Raw genomic sequence first — 21,728 nt, 5'->3', positions numbered from 1 at the left:
GTCGGTCACGAGGGTGCCTCGCAGTCTTCGAAGTGGGCGGTCACCGGGGGTCGCCGTCGCTCAGGGCGAGGTCGATCAGGCTCTGGGTGTCCAGGTCGTCGAGGTCGTCGAGATCGTCCAGGTCGTCGAGGTCCCCGGCGACCGCGAGGGCCGGGAGGCCTGCGAGGGCGCCGGCGGGAGCGGGGGCGGCGAAGGCGAGCCCGGCCAGGCCGAGCAGGGCCTCGTACACGCCGGCCGCGCGCAGCTGCTCGACCGGGATCGCGCCGAAGGCTTGGCGCAGCGCGTCGCTCTGGTCCGTGTCCGACGCAGATGCCGACGCGCCGGTCGTGGCCGCGGGCCCGAACCGCTCGCACAGGTGCGCCGCGAGCTCGGCCGGGTTGGGATGGTCGAAGACCACGGTCGCCGGCAGCCGCAGGCCGGTGGCCGAGGCCAGCCGGTTTCGCAGTTCCACGGTGGTCAGCGAGTCGAACCCGAGCTCGTGGAAGGGCCGCCGCGGGCCGATCGCGCCGGGACCGGCGTGCCCGAGCACGGTGGCGGCCAGGCCGCGCACCAGGTCCTCGAACACCCGCCGCACGCCGCCGGCGTCCAGCCCGGCGAGCCGGGCGGTCAGCGCCGCCGGGCCGTCGTTCCCGGCGTCGGCGGCCGGCCGGGGCCCGCGGCCGCCGCCGGCCGGCCCGACCGGCCCGACCGGCCCGGCCAGCTCGGCCAGGATCGAGGGCAGCTCCTCGCCCTGCCGCCGCAGCGCCCCGAGGTCCAGCCGGATCGGCACCAGGATCGGCGCGGCGATGTCCAGCGCCGTGTCGAACAGCGCCAGGCCCTCCTCGGTCGACAGGCCGAGCACCCCGGCCCGCGCCATCCGGATCAGGTCGGTCTGCGGCAGCTCGCCGGACATCCCGCGCTCGGCCCACATCCCCCAGGCCAGCGACTGCCCGGCCAATCCCTGCGCGCGCCGCTGCGCGGCCAAGCCGTCCAGGAAGGAGTTGGCCGAGGCGTAGTTAGCCTGCCCCGGCGCGCCCCAGGTACCGGCCGCGGAGGAGAAGAGGACGAACAGGTCGAGGTCGAGATCGCGGGTCAGATCGTGCAGGTGCCAGGCGATGTCCGCCTTGGAACGCAGCACGGTGTCCATGCGCTCGGGAGTCAGGGAGCTGATGACGCCGTCGTCCAGCACGCCCGCACAGTGCACGACGCCGACCAGCGGCCGCTCGGCGGGGACGGCGGCCAGCAGCGCGGCCAGCTCGGCGGGATCGGCGGCGTCGCAGGCCACGAACCTGGCGGTGGCGCCGAGCCCGGCCAGCTCGGCGGCGAGCTCCGCGGCGCCGGGACCGTCGGGGCCGCGGCGGCTGACCAGGAGCAGGCTGTCGACACCGTGGGCGGTGACCAGGTGGCGGGCGATCAGGCCGCCGAGGACGCCGGTGCCGCCGGTGAGCAGGACGGTGCCGCGAGAGAGGTCGGGGTTCTCGACCGGGTTCGGCCAGACGGTGGCGGTACTGCTTGCGGCCTTGGCCAGGCGCGGTACCAAGATCTTGTCCCCGCGCAGCGCTACCTGGTGCTCATCGAGACCGAGGGCGATGGCCAACGCGGCGGTGTCATCGGCAACGGCATCGGCATCGGCATCGAGGTCGATCAGCATCGCCCGACCGGGGTTCTCCACCTCGGCCGTCCGAATCAGGCCCCAGACAGCCGAGGCGGCCAGATCGGCGACTGCGGGGTCCTCCGGCCCGGTCGCCATCGCGCAGCGCGTCACGACCACCAGGCGGGAACCCGCGAGCAGGTCCTCGTCGAGCCAGCCCTGGACCAGGGCGAGCATCTCGTGCACCGCTGTGTGCACCCCGTCGATGCCCTCGGCGTTGCCCAGACAGGGCACCACCAGCAGGTCCGGCGCCGCCTCACCCTCCGCCAGCGCGGCGCGGAGTGCCGGCAGGTCTGCGTGGACCGTGCCCGAGGCTGCGAGTGCTGCGAGCGATTCGACAATCGCTTCCCCGCCAGTCCCGACGACAGCCCACGTGCGAGAAGCCCGCCGGTCCTCGACAACCGCCGGCACCCAGTTCAGGACCAGCAGCGAATCGCCGCCCGACGCCTCCGGTTCCGGCTGCGGCGCCGGACGCACCGTCAGCGACTCGGCCGAGAAGGCCGGCGCGCCAGTACTGTCAGCACAGTAGACGCTGATGGCGCCGCCGTCGGCCGGGCGTACCCGCACCCGCAGCGCGCCGGCGCCCGAGGCGTGCACCGTCATCTCGCCCCAGGAGAACGGGACCATCGGAGGCCCGTCCGTCGATGCGGTGTCGCGCAGTGCGGCGGCATGCAGCGACGCGTCGAGCAGCGCCGGGTGCACGGCGAAGCCGGCAGCCTGCGTACCCTCGGGCAGCGCGACCTCCGCGAACAGCTCCTCGCCGCGACGCCAGGCGGCACGCAGCCCCTGGAACACCGGGCCGTAGCTCAGGCCCGAGGCGGCGAGCGCCGGGTAGACGCCACCGATGTCAATGCTCTGCGCGTCCTGCGGCGGCCACATCGCGAGGTCGGTGAAGCCCTCGCGGCCGGCCGGGGCGAGGCGGCCGCTGGCGTGCCGCAGCCACTCGTCGGCGGACGGCGCGTCGGCCGCGCGCGAGTAGACGGCGACCGGGCGTCCGCCGTCCGGCTCGGCCGCGCCCACGCGGACCTGGATCGCGCGCGCCGCGCCGAAGATCAGCGGTGCTTCGAGGATCAGCTCCTCGACCTGGCCGCAGCCGGCATACCCACCGGCAGTCAGCGCCAGGTCGGCGAAGGCGGTGCCGGGCAGCAGGATCTGGCCCGAGACGACGTGGTCGGCGAGCCAGGGGAACGCGTCCAGAGACAGGCGTCCGGTCAGCAGCCAGCCCTGACCGTCGGCCAGCACGGTGCTCGCGGACAGGAACGGGTGCTCGACCGGCTCCAGCCCGGCGTCGGCGACGTCGTGCCCGGCGGTGGAGCGGAGCCAGTAGCGAGTGCCTTGGAAGGGGTAGGTGGGCAGGTCGGGGATGGGGGTGACGGTGACGGCGTCGGTGTCGGTGTCGGTGTCGGTGTCGCCGCCGTAGAAGGAGTGCCAGCCCACTGCGGCACCGTGAGCGTGCAGGGTTGCCAGCGCGGTGACGGCGGCCTGTTCCTCGGGCTGGTCCTTACGCAGTGCGGCGATCGCGAGGGTGTCTTCGGCATCCACGAGACCGGTCAGAGTCGCCTGCGGGCCGAGTTCGACGAAGCGGGTGACGCCGTTGGCTGCCAGAGTGCTGACATCATCGGCGAAGCGCACCGGCTGCCGCACATGGTTGACCCAGTACTCCGGGTCGCACAGTTCCTCAGGCAGGTTGAACTGAGGAGTGTTGTAGGTCAAGCTCTCAGCGACCTTGCGGAACTCGGGCAGCATCGGGTCCATCAGCACCGAGTGGAAAGCATGCGAGACATTCAGCTGCTTGGTGCGGGGGAAGCCGGCGGCCACCTTCGCCACTGCCTCGGCCTCACCCGACACCACGACCGACGCCGCACCGTTGATCGCGGCGATATCCACTCCCGGCAGCAGCGCATCACGCACTTGAGCCTCGGTCGCGGCGATCGAGATCATGGCGCCGCCGGTCGGCAGCTCCTGCATCAGGCGGCCGCGCGCGGCGACGAGGGTGCACGCGTCTTCCAGCGACCAGACGCCGCTGACGTAGGCCGCAGCGAGCTCGCCGATCGAATGCCCGGCAACGAAATCCGGCCGCACGCCCCAGGACTCGAACAGCCGGAACAGCGCCACCTCGAAAGCGAACAGCGCACACTGTGTATAAGAGGTCTGGTCAAGCAACTCGGGCTTGGACCACATGACCTCTTTGAGGGGCTGTCCGAAGGCCGCACACACCTCGTCGAGCGCCGCCGCGAACACCGGGAACGCCTTATAGAGCTCGGCACCCATGCCGAGACGCTGCGAACCCTGTCCGGAGAACAAGAACGCGGTCCGCCCACCCGAGACGGCGCCCACCACCGGCTCACCGCGGCCCGCGCCGATCACCACCGCGCGATGCTCGAACTGCGTGCGGGTCAGCGCCAAAACCCGGCCGACGGCAACCGGATCAAGATCCGGGGTGCCCTCGGCCCAAGCCAGCAACCGCTCAATCTGCGCCTGCAACGCCGCCGGAGAGCGACCGGAGACCGGCCATGCGGTCACCGTTCCCGGCTTGCCTTCGGAGGCAGGTGTTGGGGCGTACTCCCCCGCCTCCTCAATGATCACATGCGCATTCGTCCCACTGATCCCGAACGAAGACACCCCCGCCCGCCGCACCCGCTCCCCCGCCGGCCACGCCACCGCCCCGGCCAGCAGCTCCACGCCGCCGACCGACCAGTCCACGTGCGGCGAGGCGTCCTCGGCATACAGGCTGCGCGGCAGCTCGGCGTGCTGCATCGCCAGCACCATCTTCATGATCCCGGCCACGCCGGCCGCCGCCTGGGTGTGCCCGAAGTTCGACTTCACCGAGCCCAGCCGCAGCGGCCGGTCGGCCGGGCGTCCCTTGCCGTAGGTGGCCAGCAGGGCCTGGGCCTCGATCGGGTCGCCCAGGCGGGTTCCCGTGCCGTGCCCCTCGACCGCGTCCACGTCGTCGGGGGTCAGCCGGGCGTCGGCCAGTGCCGCGCGGATCACCCGCTGCTGCGCCGGGCCGTTCGGCACCGTGAAGCCGCTGGACGCGCCGTCCTGGTTCACCGCGCTGCCGCGGACCAGCGCCAGGATGCGGCGGCCGTTGCGCACCGCGTCCGACAAGCGCTCCAGCACCAGGATGCCCGCGCCCTCCGAGCACCCGACGCCGTCGGCCGACGCCGAGAAAGCCTTGCACCGCCCATCCGGTGCCAGGCCGCGCTGCTCGCTGAAGTACACGAACATGTCCGGCTCGGTCATCACCGTCACGCCGCCGGCCAGGGCCAGCGCGCACTCACCGCGGCGCAGCGCCTGCGCCGCCAGGTGCACGCCGACCAGCGAGGACGAGCACGCCGTGTCCACCGAGACCGCCGGGCCCTCCAGGCCCAGGGTGTAGGAGACGCGGCCGGAGATCAGGCTTCCGTCGCTGCTGCCCGGGCCGTAGTCGTGGTACATCACGCCCGCGAAGACGCCGGTGGCGCTGCCGCGCAGCGTCGCCGGGCGGATGCCGGCGCGCTCCAGCGCCTCCCAGGCGGCGGTGAGCAGCAGCCGCTGCTGCGGGTCCATGCCGAGGGCCTCGCGCGGGGAGATGCCGAAGAAGTCCGCGTCGAAGTCGGCCGCGCCGTCGATGAATCCGCCGTCCAGCGAGTACGTGGTGCCCGCTGCGTACGGGGCGCCGGCGGCGGAGCCGGGGTCGTAGAGGCGTCCGAGGTCCCAGCCGCGGTCGGCGGGGAAGGTGCCGACGGCGTCGACGCCGTCGGCGACCAGGCGCCACAGCTCCTCCGGCGAGGTGACCCCGCCGGGGAAGCGGCAGCCCATGCCGACGATCGCGATGGGCTCGTTCTGCGCCGCGGCGAGGCGGTCGTTCTCGCGGCGCAGGACCTCGTTGTCCAGGACCGCCTGGCGCAGGGCCGCGACGACCTGCTCGGTGGAAGCCTGCCCGCTCATGCGCGTTCGTCCCGTCCGCCGTAGACCGACTTCATCAGTTCCTCGACGCTCATGCCGGCGATCTCCTCCTGGATCGACGTGTCCGCGCCGGTGTGCGGCCCGGTGGATGCTTCGGGCTCGTCGGGCACCAGTTCGGCCAGCAGGTACTCCGCCAGCGGCTGGGCCGTCGGGTAGTCGAAGATCAGCGTCGCGGGCAGGCGCAGCCCGGTCTCGGCGCCGATCCGGTTGCGCAGCTCCACCGCGGCCAGCGAGTCCAGGCCGAGGTCGGTGAAGCCCTTGTCCGCGTCGATCTGGCCGGCGTCGGGGTATCCGAGCACTCCGGCGGTGTGCCGCAGCACCACGTCGAGCACGGTCGCCGCGCGTTCCTCGGCGGTCATCGCGGCCAGCCGCAGATCCAGCGGGGCCTGCGCCGGGCCGGCCGCGGCACCGGCCGCGGTGGCCAGGGTGCGGCGGACCGGTCCGCGCATCAGGGCCCGCAGCAGCGCCGGCGGTTCGGGCCGGGCGCTGCCCGCCGCCGGCGCCGTGGGCGGGGCCAGCTTGAGCGGGGCCAGGGCCGCCTCGGACGCGCCGAGGGCGGCGTCGAACAAGGCCATGCCGTCGGCCGCGGTCAGCTCGGCGACCCCGGAGCGGGCGATCCGGTCCAGGTCCACCTGGCCCTCACTGCCCTGCCACGGTCCCCACGCCAGCGCCTTGCCCGGCAGCCCTTGGGCGGCGCGGTGCTCGGCGAGGGCGTCCAGGAACACGTTGGCCGCGGCGTAGTTCGCCTGTCCGGCGGTGAGCACCAGGCCGCCGGCCGAGGAGTAGAGCACGAAGGCCTTCAGGTTCAGGCCCTTGGTCAGCTCGTGCAGCTGCCAGGCGGCGTCCACCTTGGGTCGCAGCACCCTGTCGACCTGGGTCGGGGTCAGGGCGCCGAACACGGCGCTGTCCATCAGCCCGGCGGCGTGCACGACGGCGGTCAGCGGGTTCTCGGCCGGGACCGACTCCAGCAGCTTCGCCAGCGCGTCCGGGTCGGCCACGTCGCAGGCCTCGTAGCTGACCTGGGTTCCGACCCGGCACAGCTCGGCGGCCAACTCCTCGGCGCCCGGGGCGTTCGCGCCCTGGCGGCTGGCCACCAGCAGGTGCCGCACGCCGTGCCGGGTGGCCAGGTGCCGGGCCAGGTGCGCGCCCAGCAGACCGGCCCCGCCGGTGATCAGGACCGTGCCCTCGGGGTCCCACACGGGCTCGGCGTCAGCGGCGGAAGGCGGTTCGGCCCGCTCCAGCCGGGGCAGCCAGATCGCGCCCGAGCGCACCGCGGCTTCCGGCTCGCCCGAGGCCACCACGGCCGGCAGGGCCGCGAGCGAGGACGGCGATCCGTCGGTGTCGATCAGGAACAGCCGCCCCGGGTTCTCCGCCTGAGCCGACCGGATCAGGCCCCACAGCGGAGCCTGCACCACGTCCGGGCCCATCGCGTCGGACGGCAGCGCGACCGCGTTCGTGGTCAGCACCACCAGACGCGCCTGCGCATACCGGGGCTCGGCGAGCCAGTCCGCGACCTGGGTCAAAGTGCTGTGAACCAGAGCCCTGACCTCGTCCGGCACCGAGCCCGAGCCCGGCGCACAGGTCAGCACGACCACCTCGGGCTTGTCGATCTCGCCGACCGGAGCCACCGCGAACGGCAGCGACGGCCCGCCCTCGGCACCCAGCCGCGCCCAGCCCTGCGGAGCGACCGCGATGCCGCTCGGCCCCGGCTGCCAGCCGATCCGCAGCAGCGCGTCCCGCACCGGGTCCGCACCGCCGAGCCGGTCGGCGGTCACCGGACGCACCACCAGCGCGCCGATCCGGGCCACCGGGGAGCCGGCCGGGTCGGCCAGGTCCAGGCTGGTGCCCTCGGCCCCGCGTTGGACCCGGACCCGCAGGGCCGTCGCACCGGCCGCATGCAGCTGGACGCCGGTCCAGACGAACGGGATCGTCGCCTCGGTGATCGCCCGGGGCCCGCCGGGCACCAGGAAGTCCGTGGCGCCCAACGCGGAGTCCAGCAGCGCCGGGTGGATGCCGAAGCCCGCGGTGTCAGTGCCCTCCGGCAGGGCGATCTCGGCGAACACCTCCTCGATGACGGCATCCGCACCGCGCCGCACCCAGATGGCGCGCATGTTCCGGAACGTCGGGCCGTAGCCGAAGCCCAGGCCGACCAGGTCGTCATAGACCTCGTCGATGTCCACCTTCTCGGTGCCGGCCGGCGGCCACTGCGCGGTGTCGAAGGGCTCTGCGACACCCGGGTTCCCGGCCCGGTCGCCGCGGGCCAGGCTGCCGGCGGCGTGCTGGGTCCACGGCGCGCCGAGCGCGGCCGCGTCCCGCGAGTACACCGCCAACGTGCGCCGTCCGGCCTGGTCGCCGCCGAGCACCACGCGGACGCTGGTCGCCACGCCGTCGCGCAGGATCAGCGGGGCGTACTGGGTCAGCTCCTCCAACAGGTCGCAGCCGACCTCGTCGCCGGCCCGGACGGCCAGCTCCACGAACGCCGAGCCGGGCAGCAGTGCCGTGCCCATGATCAGGTGGTCGCGCAGCCAGGGCTGGCGGCTGAGCGAGAGCGTCCCGGTGAAGACCACGCCGCCGGTGTCCGGCAGCTCGACCACCGCGCCCAGCAGCGGGTGCCCGGCGTTGTCGATCCCGGCCGAGGCCACGTTGCCGGTGCCGGCGGTCGCGCTGAGCCAGTACTCCTTGCGTTGGAAGGCGTAGGTCGGCAGCGCGATCTTGCGCGCGCCGCGCCCGGCGAACACGCCGTGCCAGTCCACTGCGACGCCGCGCACGTGCAGCCCGGCCAGGGCGTGCAGCGCGGTCTTGGCCTCCTCGCCGGTGCGGCGCAGCGCCGGGAGCAGCACCTGGCCTTCCTCGGTGCTGTGTCCGGCCATCGCGGTGAGCACGGCGTCCGGGCCGAGCTCGACGAAACGGGTGACGCCGATCGCGGACAGCGCGGCGATCGCGTCGGCGAAGCGGACGGCCTCGCGGACGTGCCGGACCCAGTACTCCGGCGTGCACAGTTCCTCGGCCGAGGCCAGGGCCCCGGTGAGCGTGGAGACGATGGACAGCGCCGGGGCCCGGTAGGTCAGCCGCTCGGCGACCGCGCGGAACTCGGCGAGCATCGGGTTCATGCGGGCGGAGTGGAAGGCGTGCGAGACGGTCAGCTGCTTGGTGCGGGAGAACCCGGCCGCGACGGCCAGCGCCGCTTCCTGCTCTCCGGAGACCACGACCGCGCGCGGCCCGTTGACGGCAGCGATGTCGACGCCCGGCACCAGCGCGGCTCGGACCTCGTCCTCGCCGGCCGCGATCGAGATCATCGCCCCGCCCTCGGGCAGCGCCTGCATGAGCCGGCCGCGCGCGGCGACCAGGGCGCAGGCGTCCTGAAGCGACCACACCCCGGCGACGTGCGCCGCGGCGAGCTCGCCGATCGAGTGCCCGGTGAGGTATTCGGGCCGCACGCCCCAGGACTCGAACAGGCGGAACAGCGCCACCTCGACCGCGAACAGGGCGCACTGCGTGTAAGCGGTCTGATCGAGCAGCCCGGCCAGTGCTTCGGCGTCGGACCACATCACGTCCTTGAGCGGGTGCGCCAGCTCGGTGTCCAGCACCGCGCACACCTCGTCCAGCGCGGCGGCGAACACCGGGAACACCCGGTAGAGCTCGGCGCCCATACCGATCCGCTGCGAGCCCTGGCCGGTGAACATGTAGGCCGTCAGGCCGGCCGAGCGGGCGACCGCGCGGACCAGGCCGCCGGACGCGCCGCCGGAGGCCAGGGCCTCCAGGGTGCCGAGGGCTTCCTCGCGGTCCGCGGCCAGGACCACGGCGCGGTGGTCGAGCGCCGCGCGGGTGGTCGCCGCGGAGAAGGCGGCGTCCAGCAGGGCGGTGTCGTCGTCCAGCCGGGCCGCGAGCCGGGCGGCCTGCTCGCGCAGCGCGTCGGCGGTGCTGCCGGCCAGCGGCAGCGGGATCAGCGGCAGGGCCGGTGCGAGGTCAGCGCCACGCTCCGGCAGAGGTCTGCGGGCCGTCGGGGCCTCCTCGATGATCATGTGGGCGTTGGTGCCGCTGATCCCGAAGGAGGAGATGCCGGCGCGGCGCGGGCGTCCCTGCGCGACCCAGGGCCGTGCCTCGGTCAGCAGCTGGACGCCGCCGCTGGACCAGTCGACGTGCGGGGACGGCGCGTCCACGTGCAGCGTCCGGGGCAGCAGGTCGTGGCGCAGCGCCTGCACCACCTTGATCACCGCGGCCGCGCCGCCGGCAGCCTGCGCGTGGCCGATGTTGGACTTCACCGAGCCCAGCCACAGCGGCCGGTCCTCGGGGCGGTCCCGGCCATAGGTCGCCAACAGCGCCTGGGCCTCGATCGGGTCGCCGAGCTTGGTGCCCGAGCCGTGTGCCTCGACCGCGTCCACGTCGGCCGTGGTGAGACCGGCGGCGGCCAGCGCGGCGTGGATGACCCGCTCCTGGGAGGGACCGTTGGGCGCGGTCAGGCCGTTGGAGGCGCCGTCCTGGTTCACCGCCGAGGCGCGGACCACGGCCAGCACCTCGTGTCCGTTGCGCCGGGCGTCGGACAGGCGCTCCAGCAGCAGCAGGCCCGCGCCCTCGGCCCAGCCGACGCCGTCGGCCGCCGCGGCGAAGGACTTGCAGCGGCCGTTGGGCGAGAGCACGCCCTGCCGGCTGGAGTCGACGAACAGGTCGGTGGCCGACAGGACCGTGACACCGCCGGCCAGGGCCAGCGTGCACTCGCCGTTGCGCAGCGCCTGCGAGGCCAGGTGCAGGCTGACCAGCGAGGAGGAGCAGGCCGTGTCCACGGTCATGGACGGGCCCTCCAGGCCGAACAGGTAGGAGATGCGGCCGGAGACCACGGCGCCGGAGCTGCCGTTGGCCAGGTAGCCCTCGACGTCGGCGGGGGCGTCCTTCAGGCGGCTGCCGTAGTCGTCGTACATGGCGCCGGCGAAGACGCCGGTCAGGCTGCCCTTGAGCGACTTGGGGTCGATCCCGGCGTGCTCGAAGGTCTCCCAGGCGGTCTCCAGCAGCAGCCGCTGCTGCGGGTCCATCGCCATCGCCTCGCGCGGGCCGATGCCGAAGAACGCCGGGTCGAACCAGGCCGCCTCGTGCAGGAACCCGCCCTCGTGGGCGTAGGTCTTGCCGCGCTTGCCCGGCACCGGGTCGTAGACCCCTGCGATGTCCCAGCCGCGGTTGGTCGGGAACTCGGTCACCGCGTCCACGCCGTCGACCACCAGCTGCCACAGGTCCTGCGGGGTGCGGATGCCGCCGGCGTACCGGCAGCCCATGCCGATGATCGCGATCGGCTCCTCCGACCGGCCGCGGGCGGCGGCGGGCTTGGCCGGCCCGGCCGGCGCGACGGCCTCGGTGAGCTTGCCCATGATGAAGGCGGACACGGCGCGGGCGGTGGGATGGTCGAAGATCATCGTGGCCGGCAGCGCCAGCCCGGTGGCCGCGCTCAGGGCATTGCGAAGCTCGACGGCCGCGAGCGAGTCGAAGCCCAGCTCCTTGAACGCCCGGTCCCCGGCCACCGCCGAGGCGTCGGCGTGCCCGAGCACGGTGGCCACGTGCGTGGACACCAGCTCCAGCAGGACGCGGTCGCGCTCGGCCTCGGCCAGCCCGGCCAGCTTCCGCGCCAGCGCCAGCCCGCCGCCGGCCGGAGCCGAGGCCCGCACCGTACGCCGCACCGGAGCCGGAGCGAAGGCCCGCAGCAGGGCCGGCAGGTCCTCGCCGCGGGCCCGCAACGCGGCCGGGTCCAGGCGCAGCGCGGCCAGCACGGCGGCATCGGAGCGCAGGCCCGCGTCGAACAGGCGCAAGCCCTCGGCGACGCTGAGCGCGGGCATCCCGAGCCGGGCCATCCGGCGCAGATCAGCCTCACCGAGCTCGCCGCCGAGCCCGGTGTTCTGGTTCCACAGGCCCCACGCCAGCGCGGTCGCCGGAAGCCCGGCGGCACGGCGGTGTTCGGCCAGGGCGTCGAGGAAGGTGTTGGCCGCGGCGTAGTTCGCCTGCCCCGAGGCGAGCACCATGCCGCCGGCGGAGGAGAAGAGCACGAACGCGGCCAGGTCGAGGTCGCGGGTGAGCTCGTGCAGGTGCCAGGCCGCATCGATCTTGGGCCGCAGCACACTGTGCAACTGCTCGGCGGACAGCGAGCCGAGCAGCGCACCGTCGGCGGTCCCGGCGGCGTGCACGACGGCGGTCAGCGGCCGGTCGGCGGGAATGGCGTCGAGCAGGTCGGCGACGGCGGCGCGGTCAGCGGTGTCGCAGGCCGCGACGGTCACCTCGGCCCCGAGGGCGGTGAGGCGAGCGGCGAGCTCCACGGCGCCGGGCGCGTCGGGCCCGCGACGGCTGGTGAGTAGGAGGTGGCGCGCGCCGTGCTCGGCCGCGAGGTGCTCGGCGAGCAGACCGCCGAGGCCGCCGGTGCCGCCGGTGATCAGGACGGTGCCGGTGCCGAGCGAGCCAGCTCCATCACCAACAGGTGCGGCTACCAAGCGCGGAATCAGGATGCTGCCAGAGCGCACCGCTGCTTCCGGTTCGCCGGTGGCGATGACCGCGGGCAACAGGTTATGCGAATCTGCGTCGGTCTCGACCAGCACGAAGCGGCCGGGATTCTCCGCCTCGGCAGCGCGGACCAGGCCTGCGATCGGCGCGTGGGCCAGATCGCCGGCGTGAGTGCGGACCAGCAGGCGCGATCCCCGGAAACGCGGTTCGGCAAGCCAGGCCTGGAGTTCGGCCATGACATGGCCGGCGATGCGATGCGCTTCTTCAGCCACATCGGCACCGGAAGCCGCGACATCAAGCACTGCGACAGCGGGTTCCGAGTCGAGCTCTGCGACCCCGGCGCCGATCACCGCCCAATCAGCCGGGAGCTCCGTGTCGGCCTCGGCAGCAGCCGCAGCCGTCCACTCGATTCGCAGCAGCGCACCCTCTTCGCTCGCCGCCCCGGCCCCGAGTTCGCCCGCCACCGGCCGCGAGACCAGCGACTCGACGTAGGCCACCGGCGCGCCGTCGGCGTCCGCGACCTCGATCGAGGACAGCTCGTCGCCGTCCAGCCGCACGATCCGTACCCTGACATCGCGCGCGCCCGCCGCGTACAGCGTCACGCCGTTCCAGACGAACGGCAGCAGCGTCGCGCCCTCGCCATCGTCGAGCAGGTCGGCGTGCATGGCCGCGTCCAGCAGCGCCGGGTGCAGGCCGAAGTCGGCGGCCGTGCTCCCGATCGTCTCGGGCAGCGCGACCTCGGCGAACACCTCGTCGCCACGGCGCCAGGCGGCGCGCAGGCCCTGGAAGGCCGGGCCGTAGCCGTAGCCGCGCGCGGCCAGGCGCTCGTAGGCGTCGGTGACGTCGAGCTGCTCGGCACCCGGCGGCGGCCACTCGGTCAGGCCCGCGGGCTCGGCAGCGACCGCGGCGGCCGGGGCCGGGGCCGGGGCCAGGATGCCCGCCGCGTGCTGGGTCCAGGGGTGGTCCGGCAGGTCGTCGGGCCGGGAGTGGACCGTGAAGCGGCGCCGGCCGTCCTCCTCGGCGTCCACCAGCACCTGCAACGCGACGCCGCGGTGCGACTGGTCCGCGCCGGGCAGGATCAGCGGCGCCTGGAGCGTCAGCTCCTCCAGCACCCGGCAGCCGACCTGGTCGCCGGCCCGGATCGCGAGCTCCACGAACCCGGTGCCGGGCACCAGGATCGCGCCGTTGACCACGTGGTCGGCCAGCCACGGCTGGCGCTGCGCGCTGATCCTGCCGGTGAGCACCACCGAGTCCGAGCCCGGCAGCGGCACCACGGCGCCGAGCATCGGGTGGTCCGCCGCCAGCTGCCCGACGGTGGTGACGTCGCCGGCCGGCACCGGGTCCAGCCAGAACCGCTGGTGCTGGAAGGCGTACGTCGGCAGGTCGATCGAGCCGCCGGCGTTACCGAGCAGCGCGGGCCAGCTCACCGACAGACCGCGGGCGTGCAGCAGACCCAGCGCGGCCAGCAGGACAGGAATCTCAAGCCGGTCGCGGCGGCTGGTCGCGGCGAAGGCCGGAACAGAAGCGGCGGTCGGCTCGACGCACCGCGCACCCAGAGCACTGAGAACCGTGTCCGGGCCGAGCTCGACGAACGTGCTCACGCCCTCCGCGGCCAGAGCCCGCACCGCGTCGGCGAAGCGGACCGCCTGCCGGGCGTGGCGCACCCAGTAGTCCGCGGACTGCAATTCGCCGTCGGCCAGCGCGCCGGTGACCGTCGAGACGATCGGGATCCGCGGCGCGTTCACCGTCAGGCTCGCGGCCACCCGCCCGAACTCGGCGAGCATCGGCTCCATCAGCGCGGAGTGGAACGCGTGGCTGACGGTCAGCCGATGGGACTCGCCGCCCCGCTCGCGAACGATCCGCGCCAGCTCCGCCACCGCGTCCTCGGCTCCCGAGACCACGACGGCGGCCGGGCCGTTGACGGCGGCCACATCCACCGCGCCGCCGCGCCCTTCGAGCCCTTCAAGCCCACCGAGCCCTGCGATCAGCGCCGCGGCCTCCTGCTCGGTGACGCTCAGCGCGGCCATCGCACCACCCGCGGGCAGCGCCTGCATCAGCGCGCCGCGAGCGAGCACCAGCCGGCAGGCGTCGGCGAGCGAGAACACCCCGGCGGCCTGAGCGGCGGCCAGTTCGCCGATCGAGTGCCCGGCCATCAGGTCCGGGGTCACGCCCCAGGACTCCAGCAGGCGGAACAGCGAGAGCTCGACCGCGAACAACGCAGCCTGGGTGTACAGGGTCTGATCCAGCGATCCGTCGTCGGCGGCGCCGTCCCGGCCCAAGACCAGATCGCGCAGCGGACGCCAGCCGGCGGGCGCGAAGGCGTCATCAGCAGCCTGCGACGCGGCGGCGGCCTCGTCGAACGCCGTGGTGATCGTGTCGAAGGCCTGCGCGTACACCGGGAACGCCACATACAGCTCGGCGCCCATCCTGACCCGCTGCGCGCCCTGGCCGGAGAACAGGAAGGCGAGCTTGCCCTCGTTCACCGTGTCGAGCACCAGCGCCGGGCCGGTGCCGCCGGCGGCGAGCAGGTCCAGGCCGTCGAGCAGGGCGCCGTGGCCGGCGGCGAGCACCGCGGACCGGTGGTCGAGCGCGGCCCGGGAGGTGGCCAGCGTGCGGGCCAGGTCGGGCAGCGACACGTCGGGCCGCTCGGCGACGAACGCCCGCAGCCGGGCGGCCTGGTCGCGCAGCGCCGGCGCGGTCCGGCCGGAGAGCAGGAACGGCAGCACATCCGGGGCGTCGGCAGCCGCGACTTCCGGCTCAGCATCCTGGCTCACATGCTCAGCCACGATCACGTGCGCGTTCGTCCCGCTGATCCCGAACGAGGAGACACCCGCGCGGCGCGGCCGGCCGTTCGCAGCCCAGTCCTGCTCGTCGGTCAGCAGCCGGACGTTCCCCGCGCTCCAGTCCACATGCGGAGACGGCGCGTCCACGTGCAGGGTCCGCGGCAGCACTCCGTGCCGCAGTGCCATCACGGTCTTGATGACCCCGGCGACACCGGCGGCGGCCTGCGTGTGTCCGAGGTTCGACTTCACCGACCCCAGCCACAACGGCCGGTCGGCCGGGCGCTCCTGCCCGTAGACCTCCAGCAGCGCCTGGGCCTCGATCGGGTCGCCGAGGGTCGTGCCGGTGCCGTGCGCCTCGACGGCGTCCACGTCGCCCGGCGCCAGCCCGGCGGCGGCCAGCGCCTGGCGGATCACCCGCTGCTGCGCCGAGCCGTTGGGCGCGGTCAGGCCGTTGCTGGCGCCGTCGTGGTTCACGGCGGTGCCGCTGACCACGGCCAGCACCCGGTGGCCGTGACGCTCGGCGTCGGAGAGCCGCTCCAGCAACAGCATGCCGGCGCCCTCGCCCCAGCCGGTGCCGTCGGCGGCGGCCGCGAAGGACTTGCAGCGGCCGTCGGCGGCCAGGCCGCGCTGACGGCTGAAGTCGATGAACGTGTCAGGGGTCGACATCACGGTCACGCCGCCGGCCAGGGCCAGGGAGCACTCGCCGCGGCGCAGCGCCTGGATCGCCCAGTGCATCGCGACCAGGGACGAGGAGCAGGCGGTGTCCACCGTGACCGTCGGGCCCTCCAGGCCCAGGGCGTAGGAGACCCGGCCGGAGACCACGCTGGCCAGGCTGCCGTTGCCCAGGTAGCCGGCCGTCTCCTCGGAGACGGCGCCGCGCCCGGTGCCCCAGTCGTGGTACATCACGCCGGCGAACACGCCGGTGTCGCTGCCGCGCAGCGAGTGCGGGTCGATGCCGGCCCGCTCGAAGGCCTCCCAGGAGATCTCCAGCAGCAGCCGCTGCTGCGGGTCCATGGCCTGCGCCTCACGCGGGCTGATCTCGAAGAACTCGGCGTCGAAGTCGGCCGCGTCGTGCAGGAAGCCGCCTTCGCGGGCGTAGCTCTTGCCGGGCGTGCCGGGCTCGGGGTCGTAGATGCCGGTGACGTCCCAGCCGCGGTCGGCCGGGAAGCCGGTGACCGCGTCCACGCCGGAGTGCACCAGCTGCCACAGGTCCTCCGGCGTGCCGACGCCGCCGGGGAAGCGGCAGCTCATCGCGACGATCGCGATCGGCTCGTCGGACTGGACGGTCACCGCCGGACGCGGCGCGGCCGCAGCGGACGCCCCGGACAGCTTGAGCTTGGCCAGGATGTGGTCGGCCAGCGCGCGCGGGTTCGGGTGGTCGAAGACCGCGGTGGCCGGCAGCCGCAGACCGGTCGCGGCGTCCAGGCTGTTGCGCAGCTCGACCGCGGACAGCGAGTCGAAGCCGAGGTCGTTGAAGGCCCGGCGCGGGCCGACGGCCTCGGGCCCGCCGTGACCCAGGACCGCCGCGGCCCGGGTACGGACCAGATCGAGCACCGCGCGGTCGCGCTCGGACTCGGACATCGCGGCCAGCCGCGCGGCCAGGCCGGTGAGCGCCGCGGAGGTGCCGGCAGCGGTACCGGCCGCGGTTCCGGCCCGACCCGCCTGGGCACCCCGCGCGGCGCCGGAACCAGCCAGATCACGCAGCAACGCCGGCAGCGCCTCGGCGCGGGCCGCGAGCGCCGCACGGTCCACCCGGACCGGCACCACGGTCGCCCGGGCAGAGCCGAGCGCCAGGTCCAGCGCGGCCAGGCTCTCGCGCGCGGTCAGCGGCGCGAGTCCCAGCCGGTCGATGCGCTCGCGCCCGGCGCCGGTCAGAGCCGCGCCCATGCCGCCGGCGTCGGACCACAGGCCCCAGGCCAGGGCGAGCGCGGGCAGACCGAGCTGGTGCCGGTAGCCGGCCAGCGCGTCGAGGAAGACGTTGCCGGCGGCGTAGTTGCCCTGGCCGCCGCCGTCGACGAGACCGGCCGAGGAGGAGAAAAGCACGAAGGCGGACAGGTCCAGGTCGCGCGTCAGCTCGTGGAGCAGCCAGGCCGCATCGAGCTTGGGGCGTAGGACAGTGTCGATCTGGTCGGCGGTGAGTGCTTCGACCAGGCCGTCGTCGACGAGGCCCGCGGTGTGTACGACGGCGGTCAGGCCGTCGATACCGCGCAGCAGTGCGGACAGCGCGTCGCGGTCGGACACATCGCAGGCTGCTGCCTCGACGTGCGCACCCAGCTCGGTCAGGTCGGCGAGCAGCTGCTCGGCGCCGGGGGTCTGGGCACCACGGCGGCCGACCAGGAGCAGGCGGCGCGCGCCGCGCTCGGTGACCAGATGCCGGGCGACCACCGAACCCAGACCGCCGAGACCGCCGGTGATGAGGATGGTGCCTTCGGTCGGCCAGCCATGTGTGGGCTCGGCGGACTCACGAAGACGGTTGAGGCGAGGCACGAGCAGCGCGCCATCAGCGAGCCGCAGCTCGGGCTCGTCGGTACCCAGCGCGGCAGCCAGGTCGGCGACCGCCAGCGGGCCCTCATCGGCCAGGTCGAGCAGCACGAACCGGCCCGGGTGCTCAGCCTGCGCCGAGCGGATCAGGCCTCGGACCGGCGCGGCGGCCAGGCCCGCGGCGGTCGTCGGATCGACAGCGCCGCGCGTGACCACGACCAGCTGCGCGTCGGCGAACCGCTCGTCGGCCAGCCACGCCCGGACCGTCGCCAGAACCTGGTGCACCGTCGCGTGCGCACTGCCGATCATCCCGTCGTCACCGGCGGGCAGTAGCGGCAGGACCACAGCCTCGGCCGTGATGTCGGCCAAGTCCGTGAAGCAGGGAACGCCCAAACCCAGCGCATCGCTGTCACCGAGCACTGCGAAACTGCTCGCGGATATCTGCGACGAAGCCGCGACCGGCTTCCACGTCACCTCGTACAACGGCGCGGTTCGCGCGGCCGCCAGCGTCGCCGCCGCGACCGGACGCGAGCGGAACGAAGCCACTTCCCCGACCCCGGCACCGGTGTGATCGGCCAGCGCCAGCGAGACACCGCCCTCCGGCAGCGACCCGATCCGCACCCGCACCGCGGTCGGCGCGGCAGCCGCCGTCAGCCGGATCCCGCTCCACGCGAACGGCAGCCGGATCTCCTCCGGGTCGCGCGCCTCGCCGGCGGCGAAGTCGGTGGCGTGCAGCACCGCGTCCAGCAGCGCCGGGTGCAGGGCGAACGCGCCGGCCTCGCCGTCGAGGCCGACCTCGGCGAAGACCACGCCGTCGCGGCGCCAGACCCGGCGCAGGCCCTGGAACAGCGGGCCGTAGCCGTATCCCTGGGCAGCCAGTTCCGGATACAGGTCGTCGACCGGGATCGGCTCCGCACCGGCCGGCGGCCACTGCGCCAGGTCGGCGAAGTCCTGCGCTCCCGGCTGTTCGGAGGCATCAACGGACGCTGACAAGGTTCCGGCCGCGTGGCGCGTCCAGTCCGCGCCGTCGGCGGACTCCTCGCGCGAGTGAATCTCGATCGTCCGGCGTCCGCCCTCGTCGGCGCCGACGACCACCTGCAGCAGGACGGCGCCGTCCTCCGGCACCGCCAGCGGCGCCTGGAGCGTCAGCTCCTCGACGGCCTCGCAGCCCAGGCGGCCGGCGGCGTGCAGCGCCATCTCCACGAACGCGGTGGCGGGCATCAGCGGCACGCCGGAGATCACATGGTCGGCCAGCCAGGAGTGGGTGGCCAGCGCGACGCGCCCGGTCAGCACCAGTCCGGCCGACCCGGCCAGGCCCACCTCGGCCGGCAGCAGCGGGTGCGCGGACGCGGTCTGGCCGAGGTCCGCGGCGTCGCCGACGCCCTTGGGCGCGGTGAGCCAGTAGTGCTTGTGCTGGAAGGCGTAGGTCGGCAGCGAAACGCAGCGTGCCTGCGCACCCTTATAAAAGCCCTGCCAGTCCACGGCAACGCCGCGGACGTGCAGCGCGCCGAGCGCGGACAGCACGGCGTCGGCCTCGTCGCCGGTGCGGCGCAGGGCCGGGGTGAAGGAGATCTCGGATTCGCCCGCCTCGGCCGCGCACTGCTCGGCCAGCCCGCTCAGCACACCGTCCGGCCCCAGTTCCAGGCAGGTGCGCACACCGAGGGACAGCATGGTGGCGACGCCGTCGGCGAACCGGACCGCGTGGCGCGCGTGGTTCACCCAGTACTCGGGGTCGCCCAGTTCCTCGGCGGTGGCCAGGCGGCCCGTCAGGTTGGACAGCACCGGAATGCGCGGCGGCGCGTAACTGACCACCTGCAGGATCTGCTTGAACTCCGCCAGCATCGGCTCCATCAGGGCCGAGTGGAACGCGTGCGAGACCCGCAGCCGGGTGGTGCGGCGGCCCTCGGCGGCGAAGGCCGCGGCCAGCTCCTCGACCTCTGCTTCGGCACCGGAGACGACCACCGCGCCGGGGGCGTTGAGCCCGGCGATGCCGACCGTGCCGGTCAGGCGCGCCGCCACTTCGGCCTCGGTGGCGGCGATCGCGGCCATCGCGCCGCCGGCCGGCAGGGCCTGCATCAGGGTCGCGCGGGACGCGACGACCAGGCAGGCGTCGTCCAGCGACCAGACGCCGGCCACGTGCGCGGCGGCGAGCTCGCCGATCGAGTGGCCCAGCAAGACCGACGGTGTCACGCCCCAGGACTCGTACAGCCGGTAGAGCGCCACTTCGAGGGCGAACAGCGCGCACTGCGCGTACTCGGTCTGGTTCAGCGCCTCGGCGTCCTCGCCGAACCACACGTCGCGCAGCGGCCGCTCCAGCTGGAGGTCGAGCCGGTCGATCACGGCGTCCAGGGCCCGGGCGAACACCGGGTGGGCGTGGTAGAGCTCCCGGCCCATGCCCAGGCGCTGGGCGCCCTGGCCGGTGAAGAGCATCGCCAGGCCGCCGGGGCCGGACGTGCCGGTCAGCACCGAGACGTCGGCGGAGTCGGTGTCAGTGTCAGTGTCCTGAGCCAGAGCGGAGAACCCGCGTGCGGCCTGCTCGCGGCTGCCGGCCAGAACAACCGCGCGGTACTCCAGTGCCGCGCGAGTGGTGGCCAGGGAGTAGCCGATGTCGGCCACCGTGGCGTCGGCCGCGTCCACCGCCTCGGCGAGCCGCTTGGCCTGTGCCCGCAAAGCTTCCGGGTTCTTGGCCGAGACCGGCAGCAGCACCGGCCCTGTTCCCTCGGCCCCGGCGTCCTGCTCGGCAGCCACCGGATACTGCTCGACGATCAGGTGCGCGTTCGTCCCGCTGACGCCGAACGAGGAGATCCCGGCACGCCGGGGCCGCCCGGCGTCGGGCCAGGGCTGGTCCTCGGTCAGCAGCCGGACGTTGCCCTGGCTCCAGTCCACGTGCGGGGTCGGCTCGTCCACGTGCAGGGTGCGCGGCAGCACCCCGTGCTCCATGGCCATCAGCATCTTGATCAGGCCGGCCGAGCCGGCCGCGGCCTGGGTGTGGCCGATGTTGGACTTGACCGAGCCCAGCCACAGCGGCTCCTCGCGGTCCCGGCCGTAGGCGGCCAGCAGCGCGCCGGCCTCGATCGGGTCGCCGAGCCGGGTGCCGGTGCCGTGCGCCTCGACCGCGTCCACGCCGTCGGGCGCCAGGCCCGCGTCGGCCAGCGCGGCCCGGATCACCCGCTGCTGGGCCCGGCCGCTGGGCGCGGTCAGGCCGTTGGAGGCGCCGTCGGAGTTGATGGCGCTGCCGCGCACCACGCCGAGGATGCGGCGGCCGTTGCGAACCGCGTCGGCCAGGCGCTCGAGCACGAACACGCCGACGCCCTCGCCGAAGCCGGTGCCGTCGGCGGCCGCCGCGAAGGCCTTGCAGCGGCCGTCCTCGGCCAGGCCGCGCTGCCGGGCGAAGGAGGTGAACACGCCCGGGGCGCCCATGACCGCGACGCCGCCGGCCAGCGCCAGCGGGCAGTCGCCGCGGCGCAGCGCCTGGACCGCCAGGTGCAGGGCGACCAGCGAGCCGGAGCAGGCGGTGTCGACGGTGAGGGTGGGGCCCTCCAGGCCGAAGGCGTAGGCGACCCGGCCGGAGACCACGCTCGGCGCGTTGCCGGTCAGCAGGTAGCCGTCCATCCCGTCGGCGGCCTCGTGCAGGCGCGGCCCGTACTCCTGGGCCTCGGCGCCGATGAACACGCCGGTGCGGGTGGCGCGCAGCGAGGCCGGGTCGATCGCCGAGCGCTCCAGCGCCTCCCAGGCGGTCTCCAGGACGAGCCGCTGCTGCGGGTCCATGGCGGAGGCCTCGCGCGGGGAGATACCGAAGAAGTCGGCGTCGAAGGACCCCGCGTCGGGCAGGAAGCCGCCGACGCGCACGTAACTGGTCCCGGGAGTACTCGGGTCCGGGTCGTAGAGCGCGTCCAGGTCCCAGCCCCGGTCCGCCGGGAAACCGGAGACGGTGTGCCGGCCCTCGGCCACGAGCTGCCACAGCTGCTCGGGCGAGGCGACGCCGCCGGGGTAGCGGCAGCCCACGCCGACGATCGCGATCGCGTCGTCCTCGTACGTATCAGTACCGCCCGAGCTGCCGTGAGACTTGGCGTTCCCGGGTTCGGGCTCTGACTCCGCCTCCGGCTCGCCGGTCAGCCCGGCCCGGACCAGCGCCGCCAGGGCGCGCGCCGTCGGGTGGTCGAAGACCACCGTGACCGGCAGGTCCAGACCGGTGGCCGCGACCAGCCGGGCCTGGAGCTCGACCACGGCCAGCGAGTCGAAGCCGAGCTCGCTGAAGGGAGTGTCGGGATCCACCGTCCCGGGGGCGTCGGGCACGACGGCGCGCAGCACCGCGGCCGCCTGCTCCTGCACGAAGCCGAGCAGGAAGGTGAAGGACGTGTCATCGAACAACCTGGGCATCGCCGAACTCCCGTACTCTCCCGTAGTCCTAA

Annotated in this window: 2 protein-coding genes; both read right to left on the bottom strand. The window is 74.3% G+C overall.

Annotation, left to right across the window (positions count from 1 at the left end):
• Positions 1-40: 40 nt before the first annotated feature.
• On the bottom strand, positions 41-5,560 hold the full coding sequence (locus ABH926_RS29135; RefSeq protein WP_370369032.1) for a type I polyketide synthase: 5,520 nt from the start codon (positions 5,558-5,560) through the stop codon (positions 41-43).
• Positions 5,557-21,696, bottom strand: coding sequence for an SDR family NAD(P)-dependent oxidoreductase (locus ABH926_RS29130; RefSeq protein WP_370369031.1), 16,140 nt, complete (start codon positions 21,694-21,696; stop codon positions 5,557-5,559). Before ABH926_RS29130 ends, ABH926_RS29135 begins: the two co-directional genes overlap by 4 nt.
• Positions 21,697-21,728: the final 32 nt, after the last annotated feature.

Origin of the sequence: Catenulispora sp. GP43, assembly GCF_041260665.1 — a bacterium.
Classification (GTDB): domain Bacteria; phylum Actinomycetota; class Actinomycetes; order Streptomycetales; family Catenulisporaceae; genus Catenulispora.
The sequence above is the reverse complement of the archived record's forward strand: the minus strand, read 5'-3'. Positions and strand labels throughout refer to the sequence as shown.